Consider the following 22,072-nt stretch of genomic DNA (forward strand, 5'->3'; position numbering starts at 1 on the left):
GGGGAGACGAGACTTATGGCAACCGAAATTCTCATGCCCGCCCTGTCCCCCACAATGGAGGAAGGCACGCTTGCAAAATGGCTGGTGAAAGAGGGCGATACGGTATCGTCCGGCGACATCATGGCCGAGATCGAGACCGACAAGGCGACGATGGAGTTCGAAGCGGTCGATGAGGGGATCGTGGGCAAGATTCTGATTGCGGAAGGCACCGAGGGCGTGAAGGTGAATACACCCATCGCCATTCTGGTCGAGGAAGGTGAAGAGGTTGGCGACGTGTCTGCCGCCCCTGCCCCCGCGGCCGAAGCCACCCCCGCGGTCGAAGCACCTGCGCCTGCTGCCGCTGCGGCGCCTGCCGCACCACAGGTCGACCTGACACCGGACTGGCCGGAAGGCACAGCCATGAAGGAACAGACGGTCCGCGAAGCGTTGCGCGACGCCATGGCCGAAGAAATGCGGTCCGATGACACGGTCTTCCTGATGGGCGAGGAAGTCGCCGAGTACCAGGGTGCCTACAAGGTATCCCAAGGGTTGCTGGACGAATTCGGTGCGAAGCGTGTGATCGATACGCCCATCACCGAACACGGCTTTGCTGGCATTGGCGTTGGTGCTGCGTTCGGCGGGTTGCGGCCAATCGTCGAGTTCATGACCTTCAACTTCGCCATGCAGGCAATCGACCAGATCATCAACTCAGCCGCCAAGACGCTGTATATGTCCGGCGGCCAGATGGGTGCACCCATGGTGTTCCGTGGCCCCAACGGCGCTGCCGCCCGCGTGGGTGCCCAGCACTCTCAGGACTACGCCGCGTGGTACATGCAGGTGCCGGGCCTGAAGGTGGTCATGCCGTATTCGGCCTCGGACGCTAAAGGTCTGATGAAGACCGCGATCCGCGACAACAATCCGGTGATCTTCCTGGAAAACGAAATCCTCTACGGTCGCACGTTCGATGTGCCGGACATGGATGACTTCACCGTGCCCTTCGGCAAGGCCCGCATTTGGCGCGAGGGTGAAGACGTGACCATCGTGTCCTTCGGCATCGGCATGCAATACGCTCTGGAGGCAGCCGACAAGCTGGCCGAGGAAGGAATAAGCGCCGAGGTCATCGACCTGCGCACCCTGCGCCCGATGGACGCCGGCACGATCATCAATTCCGTGATGAAGACAAATCGCTGCGTGACCGTGGAAGAGGGCTGGCCCCAAGGCTCCGTCGGCAACTACATCAGTTCGGTCATCATGCAGCAGGCGTTCGACTATCTTGATGCACCGGTCATCAACTGCACGGGCAAGGACGTGCCGATGCCCTATGCCGCCAACCTTGAAAAGCACGCGCTGATCACCACTGCCGAGGTGATCGAAGCCGTCAAGCAAGTCACCTACCGCTAAGGAGCCGCAGACATGCCGACAGAAATTCTCATGCCCGCACTGTCTCCGACCATGGAGGAAGGCACGCTTGCGAAATGGCTGGTGAAGGAGGGGGAAACCGTATCTTCCGGTGATCTGCTGGCCGAGATCGAGACCGACAAGGCAACAATGGAATTCGAAGCCGTGGACGAAGGTGTTGTCGGCAAGATCCTTGTGGCTGAAGGCAGCGAAGGTGTGAAGGTGAATACACCTATCGCCGTGTTGCTAGAAGACGGCGAAAGCGCCGACGATATTGGCAGCGCAAGCGCCTCGCCGACACCTGCCGAGCCAGCTCCCGCTGAAGCTCCTGCCAGCGAACCTACAGCTGCGGTAGCCGCGGCATCTGCTCCGTCTGCGCCTAAGAGCAACGACGGAACCCGTATCTTTGCCTCCCCCCTTGCGCGACGAATTGCGGCGCAGAAAGGGCTCGACCTGAGTACGATCAAAGGGTCCGGACCGCATGGTCGGATCGTCAAGGCGGACGTCGAACAGGCAGAGGCTGCTCCCGCGCAAGCTGCACCAGCGACAGCAGCAGCCACACCGGCCGTAGCAGCCCCGGCAGGCCCCAGCAGCGACACCATTGCGAAGATGTACGAAGGTCGCGAATACGAAGAGATCAAACTCGACGGGATGCGGAAAACCATTGCTGCGCGGCTCACCGAAGCCAAGCAGACGGTTCCGCATTTCTATCTGCGGCGCGATATTAAGCTGGATGCCTTGCTCGAATTCCGCGGCACCCTCAATGCACAACTGTCTGAACGCGGTGTGAAACTGTCGGTAAACGACTTCATCATCAAGGCTTGTGCCTTGGCGTTGCAGCAGGTGCCAGATGCAAACGCGGTCTGGGCAGGTGACAAAGTACTCAAGCTCACACCTTCAGACGTAGCGGTTGCCGTCGCAATTGAAGGCGGTTTGTTCACACCAGTGTTGCAAGACGCTCATCAGAAATCGCTGTCAGCTCTTTCCGCAGAGATGAAGGATCTAGCCGGTCGCGCTCGCGACCGCAAACTCGCGCCGCATGAATACCAAGGTGGCAGCTTTGCGATTTCCAACCTAGGCATGTTTGGCATCGACAACTTTGACGCCGTCATCAACCCACCACATGGCGCGATCCTGGCGGTTGGAGCCGGTACAAAGAAACCCATTGTCGGGAAAGATGGAGAGGTCGACGTCGCAACGGTGATGTCTGTGACATTGTCGGTCGATCACCGCGTGATTGACGGGGCACTGGGTGCCCAACTGTTGCAAGCGATTGTCGACAACCTCGAAAACCCGCTGGCCATGCTGGCCTGAGGCGCGGCTCAAACGTAAAAAAGGCCGGAGCAGTGCTCCGGCCTTTTTTGTTCAATGATGTGAAATACCCTTATTGGTCCTTGCCCAGCATGTGATTCATGGAGACGGACGGCTGATCACAGCCCGCCTCACCCACGATGCGTGCTGGAATCCCCGCGACAGTCTTGCATGGAGGCACCTCTTCCAAAACGACAGACCCTGCAGCAATACGGCTGCAATTTCCAACATGAATGTTGCCAAGAACCTTGGCACCTGCACCGATCAGTACGCCGTTACCGATCTTGGGATGACGATCCTCTTCTTCTTTGCCGGTCCCACCCAGAGTGACAGAATGCAGCATGGATACATTGTCACCCACAACCGCCGTTTCGCCAATCACGATGGAATGGGCATGGTCAATCATGATCCCTTTCCCGATATGTGCGGCCGGGTGAATGTCTACGCCAAATATCTCGGATACGCGCATCTGAAAAAAGTAGGCCAGATCTGTATGACCCTCCTGCCAAAGAAAGTGGCCAACACGATAGGCCTGCATCGCCTGATACCCTTTGAAATAAAGGATGGGCTGCAGCAACCGATGGCAAGCCGGATCACGTTCGTAAACTGCGACAAGATCGGCGCGCGCAGCTTCTACCAACGCCTGCGACTTCTGGTAAGCTTCCTCGACAATCTCGCGAACAACAACCATCGACATTTCGTTCGATGCCAGTTTGGCCGCGATACGGTATGAGAGGGCTTTTTCCACAGATTTGTGATGGAGAATGCACGCGTGTACAAACCCACCGATCAGCGGTTCATCAGTAACGGCTTGGCGCGCTTCTTCTGTGATCTGGTCCCAAACCGGATCAATCGAAGCGACGTTTGTGCGTAGGTCAGCCATAATGTGTCCTTTCGGGTTCTTCCTACCCTACTTAAGACCATTTCTCCAAACGCAAACCCGTGATGTATCCCATGTCGAAATTGGATTGGTCGATCTCGTCGCTGCTGGCCTCAGCCTGACAACAGCCCGGTTCACAGCCCGCACACACAAACCCAGCAAGAGCCGACTTTGAGATGAAACCTTTTGTAGCCTCACATCACTCCGTCCAGCGTGCTGTTGTGAATGGTCCTGGCCCAAATCGGGCCGAGTTTTGAGCAACCGACACGTCAAAGTCTCCAACAAGCCCATCCGCTTGACGCATCGCATCGCTGTATATCCAGAACGGTGTTGAAACGACTGCCTCTCGGACGATCTGGCCCGACACTCCAACACGAACCGTGTAACTCTCGGTCTCTTCGGCCAATGGAACGTCCGGCAACGCCCAATCATCGCCATCCAACCTCGTACGACGAATCCAACTGAATCTAATGTCGGAACCGCTATTTGAAAGAGTTAGATGAACCGGCGCATAAGGCCTCAAGCCATTCCCATTGAAAGCTTGAACTGTCTCCGTATACGAGGGGTTGTCGTAGCTTAGTTTTGATGGCCCAATGCGGAAGGTTTGCGAAACCCGACGCAAAGCCCGGCGAAGATTAATCTGCGACGGAATGCCATTTATGTGCACCAACCATGATCCTGCGGGCCATTCGTCAGGAATGAATGCATCCGTCCCGGCTTGCCCACGCAACCTATCGAAAAGCAGGTATTGGTCTGGCCCCAGCAGCTCGGCATTCTGAAACTGAATGAGCTCCCAATTGTCGGGTGACCCATCACCGATGGCAACGAGATTTCCACCATTCAGAAACGCTGTGTCTGGAATAGACTGCAAAGTCCCATGGATCATTTTAACTTCGAGCGGCGCGCCACGGTCAATTAGCCCGGGCACGGCGCGCAGCAAAGGCGAGGTTAGAAACCCAATACTCGCTCGTGCAGCGACCACAGTATTGAGCACAAAGTCAGAATCAGAAGACGATTGGTATACTGCCACGCCACCCGGCCAAGGTGAGCCTGTTACGGCCAAATGCGGCGCGTGTTCCAATTCATCACCAGCAAGCAGCGGCAAATCCATAAAAACCGAAGTCAAAGGGACAGGAGGAACGAACTCACGTACGCCCGCCAACTCGTCGGAAAGCTCCGATGGTGTGTACACTTCGGGTTCTATCCGTACAGCTTCTATCATCTGCATTTGGCCATGCTCTACCCGATCCACACGGTACAGCCCGGCGCCTTCCGACTGATCTGCCGTTACCTCAATGACATCACCGGCTCCCACCCCGATACGGGACGGTGGCAACGCCAGTTTGATCGCTTCGCGCGCAATCCGCGCCTCGGTCAACCAGCGTTCCGCTACCTGCCGCCCCTCAGGACGGGTCAAGGCCATAGCGACCTCGCTGGTAGACACCGCATGCGTCTCGTCATCCGCAAGAATGGCTTCTTCAGACAGAACATCGAAATTTCCATCGGTCTGCACAAACCGAACGCGTACGCGCCCTGCCAGCTCGGCCTCAGATTCCCGCGACTGTTCCAAACGGCCATTAAGTTCCGAATGAATTGCAAGCGTTTCAGGTGGTAGCTCAATCGCTCCTCTTCCAGAACGGGAGACAAATTTCAGAACACCATCACGCTCAATTGCGTCAAAAGCAAAGCGCAACATCAACGGCTGCAAGGCCCCCCGCGCATCTGTGACGTCGTCGACGACGAACCCACGCACGTATCCGAACAATTCCGACGTATCGTAGTGCCGAAGTCCCGAACGTTCACAAATTTCGCCCACGACCGATGCCAGGGAACGGCCTGACGTGCGGCCATTGATCCAATGGCCACGCGGATAGTTCTCGCCATCGGACCATTTTCGCAGCGAATTCGGGAAAAATGGATATGGCCTTGCATCCCAAGCCCATACAAAGGCCCGCGACATGTCGACCATCGGAGCCCCATACTCTGATGAAACGGGATTATTCCCGGGTGCCCGCCAATACGAATGCATGGCTCTCAGATACTGTTTCTGAATCAGGTCATCCCGTGCACCGTTTGAATACCTTGGCAGACTGCTTTCCGATGACTTCTGATCAAGGAACTTGTTCGGCTGGTTCGTACCCTTGTCGATTGCTGCACAACCAAGTTCAGTGAACCAGATTGGTTTGGATTCCGGTAGCCAAGCGGTGGGAAGTACAGACCGGACACCTCCAATGCGTTCGTGGTGCGGTTGGCTCCACCAATTGCGAATATCCTTGTATCGATAGACCCAAGGCTCATCATATGCACCATCTGTGATCGGGGTCCTGAGTTGTGCAGCACGCGCATCCTCAGACCGATAGTACCAATCATACCCTTCGCCGCCCTCTATATTGGAACGCAAATAGCCGACATCGTAGATACTATTCCATTCCGCATCGGCATGATCATCACCATCGCGCCAATCAGATATCGGCATGTAATTGTCGATGCCAATGAAGTCGATATTCTCGTCTGCCCAAAGTGGATCCAGATGAAAAAAACGGTCATCAGTCCCATCTTGCGGCTGGTAACCAAAGTACTCGCTCCAATCAGCCGCATAGCTGATCTTGGTGCCTGGCCCAAGGATCGCCCGAACATTTGCTGCCAGCTGTCTCAACTTCTGGACGGCATAGAACTGGTTCGCTACGCCACGAATTTGCGTTAATCCACGCATTTCCGATCCAATACAGAACGCGTCCACTCCCCCGGCCTGACGGCACAATGCCGCATAGTGTAAAATGAAACGCGACAACGTCCATTCCTGTGGCCCGGTGTACTGATTGTTGCTGTAAATGTTAAAATGCGATGCGGTCACATTGCCAAAAAAGGCGTCAACTTCAGCCGCGGCTGCAGCGGTCCCGTCCGGTGACCCTTCAACACCCGGCGCGCGTGACAAGGTGATCCTGCCTCGCCATGGCAAGTGAGGTTGCGTTTCGCCCGGTGCGTAAGGGTTGGGAAGCTCATTGCCCTCCAGCTGATCCATCAGAATGAACGGATAAAACATGACTTTCTTACCCGATGCATTCATCGCCTGAATGGCTTGGACAACTGAAGCATCAGCGGGCGTACCGCCATAGATCGGACGGTTATTAATTTGGGCAATCTCGGCAACCCAGTGACGCGGTACACCAGCCACAGACCACGGCATGTTCTCACCCTCGATGTCGCGCCGCTCAACCTTTGGCTGGATCCTGCACGACCCACAGCGCAAGTCATTCCCGAACCACGACACGATCAACGAGACTGCCTCACAATTCGGCAGTTCGTCACGAAGCGCATCGAGCGACACATTGAAATCGGGTTGCCCAGCAGGCGTATTGATGTTCGCACTCCATCGGCCCCGATTGGCATCGACGTAGTTGACCGGCGCAGTCGCCAGCGCATACTCGCCCGTCCCTGGCATGAGCGCGACGGCTTCAACCGCCCGCGCCATCTCCTCATGCGCGCCCTCTTCATCCGGTTGCTCCGGGCGTATCACCTCGAACGAAAACTGCGGAACACGATTGCCAAAGCGACCCAAGGCCAGATTCTCAATCACCACATAAGCTGTCCCGCGATAGGCAGGCACCAGACCCTGGCCCTCAATGGCTTCCATCAACGGATCAGGCAGTTGGTCCTCGGTCCCCTTGTAGACACGCATATTCAGCTCATTGACGGCCACTTCTTCACCATCGGCCCAAACCCGGCCGATGCGCGTAATCTCTCCTTCGCAAACAGCCATCGCCATGCTTACAGAATAGCTGTATTCACGCACTTCCGGTTCGGGAGCAGGCGCAGGGCGACCACCCTTACCGCCCCCTCCTCCTCCGCCGCCGCCAGTCACAGTTACTGTCTCAAGAAAATCCGAAGACCAGATCACCTGCCCGCCCAAGCGCATACGCCCGTAAAGCTGAGAAATTGGCGCACCTTCACCCGAGTTGGAGAGGCGAAAACGGTCAACCTTGCCGTGTTCGACAACCTCAGACCCCTGCCCCATCACACGTTGGTCAATAACACGGCCCAAAGTCGCACCAATGGCACGACCGATGACGGCAGATGACACCCCGAGAACCGAGCCCCCAATCGAGCCGCCGATAGCCGCGCCTGCGGCAGAAAGTACTACGGTCGCCATCAGTCGGCCTCCACATCAGGGAATTGAAAGCGGGCCACGACCCGTCGGGCCCAAGGTGCACTGAGCGGGCTCTCGACAACGCCGTGGCCGCTATAGGCATGAATGAACTTGGGCGTGGTGCCGACCTCGGACTGAATGCCGAGATGTTTGGCCACGCCGCCGTCGCGCATACGAAACAGGATCACATCTCCAAGTGCAGCGTGCGACGCAACCTTTGGGGACAGATGGCGCATTGCCGCTGCCCAAAGCTGCTCTTGCCCCTGTGGTTCAGACCAATCCATACTATATGCAGGCGGACGTTCCGGTTCACTGCCGATCACGGCACGCCAAACACCGCGGATAAGCCCAAGGCAATCTGTACCGGCCCCACGTGCCGCCATCTGATGAATGTATGGCGTACCAATCCATGTGCGCGCCTGATCGACGATCAAAGAAGATTGTACCGTCATCGTAAACTACCCCCGCTGTTAGCCCGTCCGGATGTCGGATACGCCATCATCCAATCATCGCTGGGGAGATCCGGGAAACCTTGAAAGTTCAACAAGTTGGCGAACTTCAGGCGGCAGGTATCGAAGCGTTTGTCGCAACCGGCCGTCAACCGCACTTGGTCGAGTGCACTGACTTGCCCGCGAATTGCTTCCCAAAGCTCGATCCGACGCACATCGTTCTCGATCACATCGCGCTTGATCATCCCCCAGAGGCCGCTTGCAGGGCCAGACACGACGTCAAGGCGCCCACGCATGAACCACTGGGATTCAAAGCGACTCATGTCTTCCCATTCAAAGATGCGCCCTTCGATCACGCGATCAGGCTGTCCTTCGAACCGGTATCCCGGCTGGTCCAAATTGAAGCGGCACGCCCGGTCGCCGAGAACGGCGGTACAAGGTTTTTGGTATATGCGCCCCAGCGGACGATTCAGTGCCTCGGTCAATCCGCGCAGTTCGGCATGAAAGGCTCCACCAGAGCGCCGTAACTCACCGATCGATCCCCGAAACTGCAACCAGCGCACATCAGGATTAGCCCAGTTTACCAACCACGCACGGACCTCCGCATTGTCAAAACGCCCTGCTTCGATTTCATCTTCGCGCACGGACGCATCGGTCAACACGCCCAGCGCTTCGGTGTTGTCGACACTCAAACCAGTACTCTGCGCCAGAGCCGCAGCAGACAAACCAGTGTCGGCGCGAAACTCAATCCCATCAAAGGTCAGCGGCGTGTCATGATCCGTAAACCCAAAGGTCTTGCCGTCCGTGCGCAGAATGGCCCATGCCCGACACAGGGTTGTCACACCTTCAGCGGTGTGCGCCAGGAACTCTTCGCTCTGCCCACTCATCACAAACGCACCTCAACAATGGGCACGTTGGGCACAGTTCCGGCTTGAAAACTCGCCACGGACGTTTGGATCTGGTCCGTGTCAAAGCGTACGGGCACATCAAATTCAAAACCGGCAGTGATCTCTTCATCCAATTCCGGTGGATGCTGAAAGGTGAGAAGCCCAGTGCTCAGTTCGACGTCGTAGTCGACCCCTTCCTGCATCTCGTCACGTCCCAATCCCACACGCACGGTTCCTGCAACAGGCTTGGAGATAGGACGGGAATAGGCAAACTCTCCGGAACGGTAGGTCTTCAGCAGTGGAAACGTTGCCTTTACCCCGTCCCCGGTGGCAATTGTCTGGTCCATGAACGTAGGGTCAACACTGGCGGCACCAGACTTGAAGTCCGCCCAATCCTTCCAGCGAAACCCGTACATCTGCCCCATGCGCGCCTCAAAAAACGCGATCAGGGTCTCCACATCGTCCAGTGACCGCATCCCCAGTCCCGCGTCATAGCGGCGTCGCGAATGCGCCCAGGGCGTGTTGCGTTCCTCGAACCCGTTGGCAAGCGTAACAACTTCTGTCCGGCGCTCCGGCCCGCCGACCGAGCCAAAGCTCAAGGACGCGGGAAATCGAACCTCGTGAAAATTCATGGCCTTGGCTCCCCTTCAATTTGTTATCTGTTGCGGTTCGCGCGGCTCAGCGCGCGGTTCATCTGTGCGGCGATCTGGTTTTGCGATCGGGCAAAGCCCTGCACATCCGGTGTGGTAATATTCATCACGACGGTCGGACCGCCCTGCCCGCCGCCGCCACGCACACCCAGCTTGCCATCAGGACCACGGGCCAGCGGCATGATGGCCTCTGGCCCCGCCTCCCCCATAACGCCCATGCCACCGCGCATGCCAAAGGGCGTCGCAGAACTGACAACTCCGCCAGACGCAAAGGGCATAACGCGCCCCTGACTGAACGGCGCGCCATCGGCAAAGGGCAAGATTGTCTCGAACAATTTGCCTGCGCCCGTAGCCAGCAATCCACCGAAGTGATCGGTGACGGGCTTGATCGCCGCATTGTAGGTCGCGTTGATCATCGAGTTGGCCAAACCATCCAGCGCATCCGACAGGCTCATGCCGTCAAAGACCAAGCCATCGAAGGCCTTGCGCAATCCACGCGACAACCCTTTCTCAAGCGTCGCCACGTCCTTGTTGGTCGCCGCCAGACTCTCACGCATGCTGCGCAATTCGCTGTCGAAACCGGTGACCATGTCCGAGGTTGCGCTTAGCGTGAAGCGCAAGTCTTCGGCGTTCTCGTCAAGGTTCTCGATCTCATCTCGGTAATCAGTCATTCCGGATCCCCTTCCGACCTTTCATCCGGCCAGGCCGCCATCAACGCATCCAGACCGTCGCTCAACAGCGGTGCGGCCTGACCCGGTGTGCCCAGCATCATCTGCAATTCCGCAGGGGTCAGCGCCCAGAACGCCTCTGGCGTCAGGCGCAGCCCCTGCAGCCCGGCCCGCATCAGCGCAGGCCAGTCCAATGTCTTTGTCATGCCTCAGGCACCACGAAGGCGCGCGCGATCAGCTCAGCCGCCGCCCGGGCAGCCCCCATGGGCCCACCCGCAATGTCGGCGTGATCCAACCTATTGGCATCAAAGGCACAGCCGCCTCCAAGCAAACCAGCCTTCAACACGGCCAGAACATCGGCACTTGAAAAGCGGCCCTGCTCGAACCGCTCCACCAAGGCAACCAGCGATGGCTCTGCCAATGCCGCCTCAAGCCCCGCCAAAGCACCAAGGGTCAACCGCATCACCTGAGGCTGACCATCGATCACCAGCGTGACCTCTCCCCTCCACGGATTGGTCATCAGGCCACAAGCGCCGTAAAGGTCAGCGCACCGGCAGAGGCCAACGACACCTCGTAGGTCGCCTCGCCATTGTGGCTGCCGCTGTACTCAAGTGAGGTCACCTGAAACGGCCCCTCGACAATGCCAAAGTCGGGGATGATTACCTGAAAATCCGGCGTCTCACCGTCAAAGAAGATCTGGCGCGCACGCTCATCCGTGCCCTCGTCCTTGAAGACACCCGCACCGGTGATATTGGCCGACCGTACACCAGCACCCGCCAACAGCTCACGCCACCCGCCCTGGCTTTCAAGGCTCGTGACATCCACGCTCTCTGCGTTGAAGCTGACGCGCGTGGCCCGCAGACCCGCAATGGTTTCGAACTGCCCGTCCGAGGTCATATCGACCTTCAGAAGCAGGTCCTTTCCGTTCTGAGCACCCATGGGTTTTCTCCGTTAGATAATGGTTGATGAGTTGTCTTCGGTCCGCGCACGGAACGTCAGGTCGATACGTCGGCCTGTGCCCTTGTCGATCTTGACAGCACGCGCCCGTTCAAATCGCAGGGACACCAGCCGCCCACGATCAAGCATCAGATCAGCGTCATGCAGAACGTCGCAAACCGCACCCGCGACCTGCTTGGCGGCAAGGAAGCCCGGCGCTTCGGTGACGACCGACACGACAAAACTGTGAACAGCTCCGCCACCGGTCTTGTCATCCGCAACACGCACCGTTTCCGGACCAAGGCTGACATACATGTTTGGCAGTGCGCCGCTGGGCAAAGCGTCATAGACGGCGTCTCCAACGGCATTCCCAACCGCGACGTCATCCGCAATGGCCGTAAATACGGCGCTTTGCAGGGCTGCAGAAATGGCATAGCTCATACCGCGACCTCCTCGTCCGCCATGCAGATCAGGTAGCGCCCCTCAGGGTCACGCTCGGCAACACTGCGGATATGGAAGACACGGTTGCCATCCCGGAAGCGCTGCTCGGGCACCGGGCGCTCCGGATGATCCACGGGGGCACCGCGCACAACAACGGCATACGGAACGGCAGACGCCGCCGCACCGGTCACAACGGTCTCACGACCCGTCCGGGCCGTGAGCTCGGCCCACAACACACCCAAGGGCATCCAGCGTTCCGTAAAACCGCCAGCGCCGTCGGGCAGGCGTGACGGGCTTTCCAGGGTCAAGCGCCGGTTCAGGCGCGGCGGTTTCATCGTGCGCCCCCGCCCAAACGCATGGGCTTATACCGCTCAATCAGACTGGTCACACCAAACGGCATGCACCCCTCGCTCAAGGTCGTCTCATTGCGGAATTCATAGTAATGTGACGCCAAAAGCATCACGGCCTGCGCCAAATCCGCCGGAACGTCGGACCACACCGCACCGAACCCGGCAGTGAAAGCCACGCGCATGGACCCGGCAGCCGGGACTGCTGGCAACTCATGCTTAACAGACCGCACCCGAGGCCTGTGTGGATCACGCTCCAACCAGTAAGTATCGGTAGCGACAGCAGTTTCAGTGCCGACACGATCCACCAAACTCACACTGCTCACACCCGTTACCGGAGCGACGGGCACTGCAATCGCATCCGGCGTAGCCAGCGACACAACAGACAAGGTGAAATCACGCTCGATCAACACTTTGCCGGTGCGTGCCTCGACCGCCGCGATCGCCGCACGCAGGAAACTGACAAGCACCGCGTCCTGCACGGTATCATTGCCAAACCCGCTGCCCAGACGCAGATGCGCCTTGAATTCTTCGACCGGCAGCGCGGCGTCAGGCACCGTGGTCTCTTCGTTCAACATCATGGAACATCTCCAGGAAAATTCTGCCCCTCGGCTCCAAAGGCCCGGGCGCGCGCCAGTCCGCATTGCTCGGACGGAGGGGAGCAGCTAGACAACACGGCGCACTTCCAGCGCGCACCCGGAACCGGGGGCGGTCACCCCCCCCGGCCATCCGCATTTGCCGCTTAGGCGAGTGCGAATTTCAGCAGCTTGATCGCAGCAAAGTCGCTGACGTCACCGCCCACGCGCTTGGTGGCATAGAACAGGACATGAGGCTTGGCGCTGAAAGGGTCACGCAGCACACGCAGGTCCGGGCGCTCGGCCACGGTATAGCCAGCGCTGAAGTCACCGAAAGCAATGGCATCAGCACCAGACGCCGCATCGGGCATGTCCTCGGCAATCAGCACCGGATAGCCCATCAGCGTTGCCGGCTGTCCAGCGGTCAGGCCATCAGACCAAAGGAAACGACCGTCATTGTCCTTGAGCTTGCGGACAAGTCCCGCGGTTTTCGAGTTCATGACAAAGGTTGCATTGGCACGGTACTCGGCACCCAGCGCATAGACCACGTCAATGATGGCGTCGGCGGTGACGTCGCCATCAACACCCGACGGGACGTAGCCAAGGTTGCCCCAAGCCCAGACATCATTGTCGACAGATGTGTGGTTCAGGAAGCCGCGAGGCTTGTCGATACCATCGCCGTTGACGAAAGCTGTTGCCTCGGCGCGCGCGAACTTGTCCGCAATGCGACCCGCCAGCCATGCTTCGATGTCAAAGGCACTGTCGTCCAACAGGCGCTGGGACGCACGCGGCAAAGCCGACAACTCGTGCAGCGGAATGGTGATCCGGTCGATGGACGGTGTGTCGGTTTCGGCTTGCGTCCCAGTCTCGGTTGCCCAACCCGCGCCTACGTCGGTGTGATCCACCAGCACGTCAAAGGAGGTCGCCTCGACATTTACCACAGAGGCAATCGACCGGATCGACGCAGTTGCGTTCAGAACCGATTTCACGGTCTCCGACGTCTGCGGATCGACCAGATACCCACCGTCCGAATTCACAGCCGTAGACAGCGATTTGCCTTCCATCTCCAGGCCGCGCAGGCCCTCGTCTTCGCCCGAACGCAGATAGGCGTTGAACGCCTTCTGATGGGGGGCACCCGCATCGACGGCACCTGCCAGAGGGGTGCGCGCCGCAGTCATGTTTTTCCGATCCAGCATGGTCAGTCGCTCTTCCGTTTGTTGAATTTTGGTTTGAAAATCGGCCTGGAAGCCTTTGAATTCGGTCACGAAACCCGTTACGGCCTCTGCAACCTCCTGAGCCGGGGACAAACCTTCCCCGGCCCGAGCCTTGATCTCGGTCTTGCTCATCAGCATGTCCTTGATGGTTGGTGTGAAACGGCCCTGCGCGTTCAGCGCTGCGCCAACTCCGCGCGCGCAGCCCGCAGGGCCGCCGCCATGTCGCGCAAGGTCGCGTCCTGATCCGAAGGCATCTCCTCGGACTTGGCCGCCACCCGCGCACTGGGCAGCATCGGGAAGGTCACCAGCGACACTTCCCAAAGCTCCAGTTCGGTCAAGAGCCGCTGGCCCTTGTCATTCTTCGTGGCCTTTACGGTGCGATAGCCGATGGACAGACCATCAATGGCTCCCGCCCCGATCAGCTCTGCCGCCTCACGGCCCTTGGCGATCGAGGGCAGCAAGCGCCCCTTCACCCACAGACCCTTGGCATCCTCCCGCACCTCGTCCCACACGCCTATGGGAAAGGCCGGGTCATGCTGCCACAGCATCTTCACGTTGCGCCCTTCGGCGGCAATGGCCTTCAGGGACGCCGCATAGGCTCCCTTGCTCACCACGTCACCGCCCTGATCACAGGCGTCAAACAGGCTGGCATAACCCTCAATAACCGTGCCATCCTGCACTTCGACGCCTTCGCCAAATCGCGCAAATTTCGTCTCCAGACCGGTCTCTGCCTGCATCTGCATTCTCCTTCTCAATGCGGCCCACTAGTGGGGTATCGCCGCCATGATCGATTGAAACCCGGTCGCCAGCACCACCGCGACAACGCCATAAACGGTCAGCCACAGCCGCTTCTCCAACCGCTCCATCAACGTCTCCAACCGCTTCAAACGGTCGGAGATATTGGCGAAATGCACCTCGGTCAGGCGCTCATGGGCCTCCAACTTCAGCCCCGGCCCACATGCAAACTTTTCCCAAAGCTTCGCATCATCCATCCGCACCGTCCTCGGCCAAGGCCGGCAGGCCCAGCAAACGGCGCTTCTCGGCGACGGTCAGGAAGTCTGCGCCCGCCACGCGCGCCCATTGCGCATCCCGCTCGGTCGACAAGGCCGGGACCTGGTCCAGATCCGGCGACAGCACCACATCCTCGTCGGTATGCGCCCCAAGCCACTCGGCCAGCGCCGCGGCAACGCGGGTCGCCAAAGGCAACACGGTCAGACGGTAGAACGCCCGGTTGGCCTCCTGATAGTTGGCATAGGTCGCATCACCCTGAATACCCAGCAACATCGGTGGCACCCCAAAGGCCAATGCGATCTCCCGCGCCGCAGCGTCCTTGGTTTTCTGGAACTCCATGTCCGAGGGTGAAAAGCCCATCGGCTTCCAGTCCAGACCACCTTCCAGCAACATCGGACGCCCCGCATTGCGCGCGCCCGAATGGTTGGTCTCGATCTCACTCACCAGCCGGTCATACTGATCGCCCGACAATTGCGACTGCCCATCCGACCCGCGATACACAATGGCCCCCGAAGGCCGCGCCGCATTGTCCAGCAATGACTTCGACCACCTCGACGCCGCTGTATGCACGTCCAGCGCCATGGCGGCCGCCTGCATCGGCGAAAAGCCGTAATGATCATCCTGCGGATGAAAGCTCTTGATATGACAGATCGGGCTCACCGGCCCCGTGGCATCAAACCGATGCTTGGCACCGCCTACCGCATACTCATAAGCCACCGGCCAGCCATCCGCGCCCGGCACCACTGACATCCGATCCGACCGCAGCACATGCAACTCCAACGGCGCGCCGCTCTCACCCGCCACCGCCTCGACATAAGCGTTTCCGGACAACAGCAGCTGCGCATAGAGCGCCTCCAACAACTCGGCCCGCCCCTGCCCCGGATTGGGCCGCTTGATCAGCGACAGGATCGGATGGGTCTCAAACCGCTGCTCCATGTCCTGCAACACCAAGGGCAACGCCGCCGCAGCTTCGGCAATCAGCTTGACCGACCGAAACCCGACCGGGTTCCCCGAAAAACCTGCGCGCGTCAAAGACACCGCATCACGCGGGCTCCACGCCACGCGGCCCCCTGTCTGCCAGGCCACGACCTTCCCCGTCGCGCTTGCCTTCTGCTCTGGTTGTTCCGCCACAGCCCGGTTCCGAAAGAAATCAAACACGAAGGGTCTCCTTTTGATCCCAAAGGGCCGACCGGCCCGTCGTCCAAAGAAAAAGGCGGCTCAAAAAGAACCGCCTCATCGCAAGGGCCATGCCCCTGCTTCATTTCGCCAAATAAACCGCCCACGGAGGGGACGACGCCACAGGCAGTGACGTCACAAACTCCGCACGCCCGGTCGCCGATACGCATTCGCCGGCTCAATCATCAACTCATGCAACGCCCAGACCAACGCATCCACCCGGTCAGGCGATCCCTCACCCTCATAGCCAACGCGGGTCATGCGGGTCATCTGATCCTCCAGATCCCCCAAGCCAAGGGCATGGGTCACCCGATCCTGCTCATAAAGGGCTGCCACCGGCTCTGCCCGCGCCACCTTGCCTTTCGAGGCATGAACGGTCTTGAGCGACACCAGCGGATCCACCTGCCGGATCACCTCGCTCACCAACTGTCCGCCCTGGTTCACCTCGGCCACCAACCGATCGGCATTGTACGTGTCCATAGCGTCTATTGCCGCCTTCGCCCATTGGGTGGGACTGGCGCCCTGCACGGTGCAATCCGCAATCACATGGGCACGCCAGTCCTGCGGCGGCCCATCCATCGACACGCCCGCAACAACGATCCCACACGCATCAGAAGAGCGGCCTGCACTCACCGCCGGGTCCAGTGCCACAACTACGCGATCCAGCTTCGGTTTCCGCTTCCGACGCACCCCATCCAGCATTGCCGTGGTCCACAAAGCCCCCTCGGCATCGCTCAACAAGATACCTTCCAACTCCTGCCGCCCCAACCGGGTTCCAGCATAGCGACGGCGCACTTCCTCCAGGAACGACCCAGCCAGATTGGCGGCATTCGCCTCGGTCGGCGCATGGGTGACAACAGTCGACGACTGCGCCAGCAAATCCTTCAAAACATCCACGTTGCGGGGCGTGGTGGTCACGCACACACGCGGATCATCGCCCAGCCGCAACGCAAACTGCAGCATGTCCCAGGTCTCCTGCCCACGCTTCCACTTGGCCAGCTCATCAACCCAGGCACAATCAAATTGCGGCCCCCGCAGACCCTCGGGGTCATGGGCCGTGTGAATGGTCGCGACAGCCCCGTTGGGCCATTCCAGCATCTTCCGGGTCGCATGGAACTTTGGGCGGCGATCAGACGGCGTGCACACCAAAAGCCCGCTCTCGCCAAAAATCATCACCTCGCGGACTTGCTCGATGGTTTCACCAACCAGTGCAACCCGCTTGGCCTTGCCCTTGTCCAACGGCATCGGTCCCTCGACCATGGACCGGACCCATTCGGCCCCGGCGCGCGTCTTGCCAGCGCCGCGCCCGCCCATGATCACCCAGGACCGCCAATCGCCTTCAGGCGGCAACTGATGCTCCATCGCCCAGAATTCAAACAGAAAAGGGAGGGCGCCCAAGGCGCCCTCTCCCAACTCACTCAGAAACTGTTCCTGCGCCTCCACAGGCGCGGAGGCGACCAAGCGCGCACCGTACCTCAGCTCGGGCAAAGTCAAGGTCGAAGGCATACCCGTTCTGGGCGATGCCGGTTCGGGCTTGTCGAAATTCGTCAAGCTTCTTCTCCATACCTTCCAGGTTCACGATCAGCTTGTTCAACGTGACAAGCTGGCTGTTCACCTCAGTTTCCTTCACATCCTCCCCGGCTTCTGCCTTTCTTGTGAAGGCTTTGAAGTGCTTTCGCATAGTCGTCAGGGTGTCGTGCATCGACGAGACAAGCTCCTCGCTGCGGTCGCCCTCAGCCTCCGGGGTAATCAATGCCATGTGATATGACCTCTCATGCGTTGGGATAGCTCCGCACGAGAGAAATAGAAAAGCGACCTCCGGGTCACCCCGGGGCCGCTTGCCCACTTCTTCTAGCTTGTCACAAGTTATACGTGTGACCGTTCGCAAAGTCAAGCGAATTCGACTTGAGGAAAAGCCCCTAACCGTACGGTATGATTAACAAAATCTTACTTCATTGGTTAAGATACGGTTAACGCAACCCGTAAGCCTTTGATCCCCCACAACAACACTTGTTTGTCCCCGCGGGGACAAACAAGCGGAGGACACCTCCGCCTTACGAATGATCCCTTGCGTCCCGTAAGGCGAACGTGTCGTCCGCCCTATCCATCATCCGACTGGTTCGCCCGCTCCGCCTCGATCTCACGCCAACGGGCCACGTTGCGATTGTGCTCATCCAGCGTCTCGGCAAAGGCGTGTCCACCAGTCCCATCCGCGACAAAGAACACGAAGTTCGTCGTATCGGGTTGTGCAGCAGCCATCAGGCTCTCACGCCCCGGATTGGCAATTGGTGTCGGTGGCAGACCCTGAATGACATAGGTGTTCCAAGGCGTCGCAGCACGCAGCTCAGACCGGCGCAGACCGCGGCCAAGCACACCCTGCCCCTTGGTGATGCCATAAATCACCGTCGGGTCCGTCTGCAGGCGCATGCCACGGTTCAACCGGTTCACAAAGACCGACGCCACCTGACGCCGCTCCTCCGCCACCCCGGTCTCCTTCTCGATGATCGAAGCAAGGGTCAGCAGGTCCTCAGGGCTCTCCAGCGGCAGCTCCGCGTCGCGAGCCTCCCACGCAGCAGACACCCACAGCTCCTGCTGCTCTGCCATCTGCGCCAAAATATCTGCACGGTTGTCACCACTACGTACTTCATAACTGTCAGGGGCTAGCGCGCCTTCCGGCGGAACCTCGGCCACCTCACCATCCAGCACATCCATGTTGCGCAAGGCATCCACGACCTGCCAGCTCGTCACGCCCTCGGCCAGCGCCACACGATACCGCGTGTCCTGCGCAGCGCGCACCTCGGTATAGATCTCGGGTGCGTCTTCCTCGCCCGGCTGGAACTCTGCCCGTTCAACAAAGCGGTTGGTTGCCGGGTCCAGTTCCCGCACCTGCGCACTCAGCCGATTCACCCCGATGCGATAGACCACTTCTGTACCGCAGGTACTGGCGCCACCACGGGTCACAACATCCACGATCTCTTCCATGGACGCGCCGGGTTCCACCAAGAAACTCCCGGCCTTCAACTCGCTTGTCTTGCCCGCGTATTCCGCCCCGGTCCGGAAAATCCAACCGTGGTTGACCGCCCCTTGTTCCTCAAGGTCCGCGCTCACACGACGAAAGTTCGATCCCCGATCCACCTGAACGCAGATCGCTTCGGTCAGGGGACCAGCCCCTTCATATTGGCCACGTCCCCATAGGATCAGACCGCCCACAACGAACAGGGCCACGATCAGGAATGTCAGCGCGTTCGAGGCGATGGATCGCCACATCAGCTGACCTTTCCAAAGATCACGCTGGCATTGGTGCCACCAAAGCCAAAGCTGTTGGACAGGGCCACATCAACCTTACGCTCCCGCTTGGCATTGGGCGCCAGGTCAACAGACGTTTCAACGGCAGGATTATCCAAGTTGATCGTCGGTGGGCAAACCTGATCACGGATCGCCAGGATTGAAAAAATCGCTTCAATCGCACCCGCAGCCCCCAGCAAGTGGCCGGTCGCCGACTTGGTCGATGACATGGTCACGTTGGCTGCATGATCGCCCAGCAACCGCTCAACCGCTCCCAACTCGATGGTATCGGCCATTGTCGATGTGCCATGCGCGTTGATATAGTCGATATCCGAAGGCTCCAGCCCCGCATTGCGCAGCGCGGCCCGCATCGACCGCTCACCGCCCTCGCCGTCCTCGGATGGTGCAGTGATGTGATAGGCGTCGCCCGACAGGCCATAGCCCCGGACTTCCGCATAAATCTTGGCTCCGCGCGCGACTGCGTGCTCATATTCCTCAAGCACAACGATGCCAGCACCCTCACCCATAACAAACCCGTCGCGGTCCTCATCATAGGGGCGGCTCGCGGATTGCGGATCGTCAGCACGCTTGGTCGACAGTGCCTTGCAGGCGTTAAACCCGGCAATGCCGATCTTGCAAATGGCCGCCTCGGCTCCGCCGGCGATCATCACATCCGCATCACCATGCTGGATCAAACGGCTCGCATCGCCAATGGCGTGTGCACCGGTGGAACAGGCTGTTACCACCGAATGGTTCGGCCCTTTGAAGCCGTACTTGATGCTCACCTGACCCGAAATAAGGTTGATCAGCGCGCCGGGAACAAAGAAGGGCGACACGCGGCGCGGCCCCTTCTCTTCCATCATCACGGCGGTGTTCGCGATTGAGTTCAGGCCACCAATCCCAGAACCGATCAGGACGCCCGTGCGTTCAAGGCTCTCAGTGTCCTCAGGCATCCAGCCGGAATCCTCGACCGCCTGCTGAGCCGCCGCCAGACCGAACATGATAAAGGTATCGACCTTGCGCTGTTCCTTGGGCGCCATGTAGGCATCGCCATTGAACGTGCCATCGGTGCCGTCCCCGCGGGGCACTTCGCAGGCGTATGTTGTGGCCAGCCCCTCGGGATCGAACTGCGTGATCGGACCGGCGCCCGATTGTCCGTCCAGAATACGGCTCCAGCTTGCCTCGACCCCGTCCGCCAATGGCGTCACCAGTCCAAGACCTGTCACGACAACTCTGCGCATCTGCTCATGCCCCTCTCGTTTCTGGATCGCCTCTTACCGCGCCCGCACATACCTGTTCAAGTCCCGAGCGGGTGCGGACCTTTCGCTTCGGAGCCGCCTTTGCTGCGGCGGAGAGGGCGGATGAGCGGATACGAGCCAAGTCCAATCACCGAGGGGCCCCACTTTGTGGGGATGCGGTTGTTTGACTTGGGGCGCAGCCGATCGTCTGCCATGTCCAAAGCACCAAAGGCGGGTCAGAGGCGAAAGACCTTTCGCTTGGGTGAGCCTGAAGCGTTTTTCTCAGCACTGCAACAGCGTGGAGCAGCGCGCCTTCTGCGAAAGCACTCTCCCCCCGCCACTTTTTCACTCAGCGAAAAGGTGCTTTAACGCGTCAAATAATAATGTAACGCGCCGCCAGGCGCGCATTCGGATCACGTCGGCGATCAGCGCTGTGGCGGCGCCTTGCGCGACAACAACCGGATCGGTCCATCCTTGTCCTCGGCCATGCGCATATCCACATACCCAAGCTGTTCCGCTATTCGCGCTGATGCTGCGTGATCTGGGTCCATCATGCAGACCAAAGGGCCCGTCACCACGCGATCAAACCAATCATGGGCCGCCTGCGCAGCCTCTATCCCCAAACCAACGCCCTGCGCTTCGGGCGCCAGAACCCAGCCCGCTTCCGGCACAGAATCAAAGTCCTCGCCAAGCCCGCGCGCGCCGTGAAAAAAGCCCACCTGTCCGACCAGACGTTTGGAACTGTGTTCTTCGATGCCCCACTGGCCAAATCCGGTCACTTGCCAGTGGCCCGCGATGTTCAGAAAAGACCGCCACGACTCGTCGCGCGTGCGCGGCGTGCCACCGATGTAAATCGCGACATCGGGCATCGCCCAAATCTCGGCAAAGCGATCAAATTCGCCTGGCCGCATTGCGCGCAAGGTCACGCGCGCCGTGTTGATGGTCGGCACATGTCTGCCCATGTATGTTGTCCTGCCCGAACGATTTGTCGTTTTGGGCAAGTGTGTCTGCGCAATGCAACTATGGCAAGAGCCCATTGCACAGACATAAAAAAACGGCGCTCTTTCGCAAGAAAGAACGCCGCCAATTCAGGCAATTGCCCGGAATGCTTACGAGGCTTTCGAGATGAAGCCCACTGCGTCGCCAAAGGTCTGGATGGTTTCGGCCGCGTCATCAGGAATCTCGATGCCGAACTCTTCTTCGAAGGCCATCACCAGTTCCACGGTGTCCAGGCTGTCTGCGCCCAGGTCATCGATGAAGGACGCGTTTTCGCTGACCTTTTCTTCGTCCACACCCAGGTGCTCTACAACGATCTTTTTCACGCGATCGGCGATGTCGCTCATATGACTGTCCTCATTTTACCGGGGCAAGTATTCGCGCCCCCAAGTGGTGTCCCCGTGCAAGCAGGGCTCTGGTCTTGCCCCCCTGGGGCGGTGAAGCAACAGACCATTTGCACGGTCTGCCGCCGGAATCTGCGCCG

Annotated in this window: 24 protein-coding genes; 2 read left to right on the forward strand and 22 right to left on the reverse strand. The window is 59.4% G+C overall.

The features are described from left to right. Positions 1-15: 15 nt before the first annotated feature. Positions 16-1,380: a pyruvate dehydrogenase complex E1 component subunit beta gene (locus IE087_RS07280; protein WP_189368645.1), complete on the forward strand. Its 1,365-nt coding sequence runs from the start codon at positions 16-18 to the stop codon at positions 1,378-1,380. Positions 1,381-1,392: 12 nt separating this feature from the next. After that, complete coding sequence (locus tag IE087_RS07285) at positions 1,393-2,691, forward strand: pyruvate dehydrogenase complex dihydrolipoamide acetyltransferase (protein ID WP_189368646.1); 1,299 nt, start codon at positions 1,393-1,395, stop codon at positions 2,689-2,691. Positions 2,692-2,761: 70 nt separating this feature from the next. On the opposite strand, the gene cysE is transcribed toward IE087_RS07285, so the two are convergent. The 22 genes from cysE to IE087_RS07395 form a co-directional block, all read right to left on the reverse strand. Continuing rightward, positions 2,762-3,571: a serine O-acetyltransferase gene (gene cysE / locus IE087_RS07290; RefSeq protein ID WP_189368647.1), complete on the reverse strand. Its 810-nt coding sequence runs from the start codon at positions 3,569-3,571 to the stop codon at positions 2,762-2,764. A gap of 196 nt (positions 3,572-3,767) precedes the next feature. After that, positions 3,768-7,718, reverse strand: a complete 3,951-nt coding sequence (locus tag IE087_RS07295) for a baseplate multidomain protein megatron (RefSeq protein WP_189368648.1) — start codon at positions 7,716-7,718, stop codon at positions 3,768-3,770. Further along, positions 7,718-8,167, reverse strand: coding sequence for an NlpC/P60 family protein (locus IE087_RS07300; RefSeq protein ID WP_189368649.1), 450 nt, complete (start codon positions 8,165-8,167; stop codon positions 7,718-7,720). The genes IE087_RS07295 and IE087_RS07300 overlap by 1 nt, the downstream gene beginning before the upstream one ends. After that, on the reverse strand, positions 8,164-9,051 hold the full coding sequence (locus IE087_RS07305) for a phage/gene transfer agent baseplate hub protein (protein WP_189368650.1): 888 nt from the start codon (positions 9,049-9,051) through the stop codon (positions 8,164-8,166). The genes IE087_RS07300 and IE087_RS07305 overlap by 4 nt, the downstream gene beginning before the upstream one ends. Beyond that, the gene (locus IE087_RS07310) at positions 9,051-9,683 is read right to left on the reverse strand and encodes a DUF2460 domain-containing protein (RefSeq protein WP_189368651.1); all 633 of its coding nucleotides are present in this window, start codon (positions 9,681-9,683) and stop codon (positions 9,051-9,053) included. The genes IE087_RS07305 and IE087_RS07310 overlap by 1 nt, the downstream gene beginning before the upstream one ends. Before the next feature lie 23 nt (positions 9,684-9,706). After that, complete coding sequence (locus IE087_RS07315; RefSeq protein ID WP_189368652.1) at positions 9,707-10,372, reverse strand: RcGTA-type gene transfer agent tail tape measure protein; 666 nt, start codon at positions 10,370-10,372, stop codon at positions 9,707-9,709. Next, complete coding sequence (locus tag IE087_RS07320; RefSeq protein WP_189368653.1) at positions 10,369-10,575, reverse strand: rcc01693 family protein; 207 nt, start codon at positions 10,573-10,575, stop codon at positions 10,369-10,371. The genes IE087_RS07315 and IE087_RS07320 overlap by 4 nt, the downstream gene beginning before the upstream one ends. Beyond that, positions 10,572-10,889 (reverse strand): gene transfer agent family protein, encoded by a 318-nt coding sequence (locus tag IE087_RS07325; protein ID WP_189368654.1) that lies wholly within the window; start codon positions 10,887-10,889, stop codon positions 10,572-10,574. Before IE087_RS07325 ends, IE087_RS07320 begins: the two co-directional genes overlap by 4 nt. Continuing rightward, a complete protein-coding gene (locus tag IE087_RS07330; RefSeq protein ID WP_189368655.1) occupies positions 10,889-11,308 on the reverse strand; it encodes a phage major tail protein, TP901-1 family in 420 nt (139 codons plus the stop codon). The genes IE087_RS07325 and IE087_RS07330 overlap by 1 nt, the downstream gene beginning before the upstream one ends. Positions 11,309-11,320: 12 nt before the next feature. After that, positions 11,321-11,746, reverse strand: a complete 426-nt coding sequence (locus tag IE087_RS07335) for a DUF3168 domain-containing protein (protein WP_189368656.1) — start codon at positions 11,744-11,746, stop codon at positions 11,321-11,323. After that, positions 11,743-12,081: a head-tail adaptor protein gene (locus tag IE087_RS07340; RefSeq protein ID WP_189368657.1), complete on the reverse strand. Its 339-nt coding sequence runs from the start codon at positions 12,079-12,081 to the stop codon at positions 11,743-11,745. The genes IE087_RS07335 and IE087_RS07340 overlap by 4 nt, the downstream gene beginning before the upstream one ends. Then, positions 12,078-12,674, reverse strand: coding sequence for a head-tail connector protein (locus tag IE087_RS07345; protein ID WP_189368658.1), 597 nt, complete (start codon positions 12,672-12,674; stop codon positions 12,078-12,080). The genes IE087_RS07340 and IE087_RS07345 overlap by 4 nt, the downstream gene beginning before the upstream one ends. Before the next feature lie 161 nt (positions 12,675-12,835). Further along, the gene (locus IE087_RS07350) at positions 12,836-14,014 is read right to left on the reverse strand and encodes a phage major capsid protein (protein WP_189368659.1); all 1,179 of its coding nucleotides are present in this window, start codon (positions 14,012-14,014) and stop codon (positions 12,836-12,838) included. Between the two features lie 41 nt (positions 14,015-14,055). Next, positions 14,056-14,619, reverse strand: a complete 564-nt coding sequence (locus IE087_RS07355) for an HK97 family phage prohead protease (protein WP_189368660.1) — start codon at positions 14,617-14,619, stop codon at positions 14,056-14,058. Between the two features lie 27 nt (positions 14,620-14,646). Further along, positions 14,647-14,874 carry a GTA head formation protein, RCAP_rcc01685 family gene (locus IE087_RS07360; protein ID WP_189368661.1) on the reverse strand — a complete coding sequence of 76 codons (228 nt, stop codon included), beginning with the start codon at positions 14,872-14,874 and terminating at the stop codon, positions 14,647-14,649. Then, positions 14,867-16,051, reverse strand: coding sequence for a phage portal protein (locus IE087_RS07365; protein WP_189368662.1), 1,185 nt, complete (start codon positions 16,049-16,051; stop codon positions 14,867-14,869). Before IE087_RS07365 ends, IE087_RS07360 begins: the two co-directional genes overlap by 8 nt. Before the next feature lie 153 nt (positions 16,052-16,204). Further along, entirely contained in the window at positions 16,205-17,575 is a 1,371-nt protein-coding gene (locus IE087_RS07370) for a DNA-packaging protein (protein WP_189368663.1), read from the reverse strand. Continuing rightward, a complete protein-coding gene (locus tag IE087_RS07375) occupies positions 17,484-17,828 on the reverse strand; it encodes a hypothetical protein (RefSeq protein ID WP_189368664.1) in 345 nt (114 codons plus the stop codon). The genes IE087_RS07370 and IE087_RS07375 overlap by 92 nt, the downstream gene beginning before the upstream one ends. 341 nt (positions 17,829-18,169) lie before the next feature. Then, the gene (gene mltG, locus IE087_RS07380; RefSeq protein ID WP_189368665.1) at positions 18,170-19,336 is read right to left on the reverse strand and encodes an endolytic transglycosylase MltG; all 1,167 of its coding nucleotides are present in this window, start codon (positions 19,334-19,336) and stop codon (positions 18,170-18,172) included. After that, entirely contained in the window at positions 19,336-20,595 is a 1,260-nt protein-coding gene (gene fabF, locus IE087_RS07385) for a beta-ketoacyl-ACP synthase II (RefSeq protein ID WP_189368666.1), read from the reverse strand. The genes mltG and fabF overlap by 1 nt, the downstream gene beginning before the upstream one ends. A 422-nt stretch (positions 20,596-21,017) precedes the next feature. Next, positions 21,018-21,554, reverse strand: a complete 537-nt coding sequence (locus IE087_RS07390) for a GNAT family N-acetyltransferase (RefSeq protein WP_189368667.1) — start codon at positions 21,552-21,554, stop codon at positions 21,018-21,020. Positions 21,555-21,701: 147 nt separating this feature from the next. Continuing rightward, entirely contained in the window at positions 21,702-21,935 is a 234-nt protein-coding gene (locus tag IE087_RS07395) for an acyl carrier protein (RefSeq protein ID WP_189368668.1), read from the reverse strand. Positions 21,936-22,072: the final 137 nt, after the last annotated feature.

Source organism: Tateyamaria omphalii (genome assembly GCF_014651375.1).
Classification (GTDB): domain Bacteria; phylum Pseudomonadota; class Alphaproteobacteria; order Rhodobacterales; family Rhodobacteraceae; genus Tateyamaria; species Tateyamaria omphalii.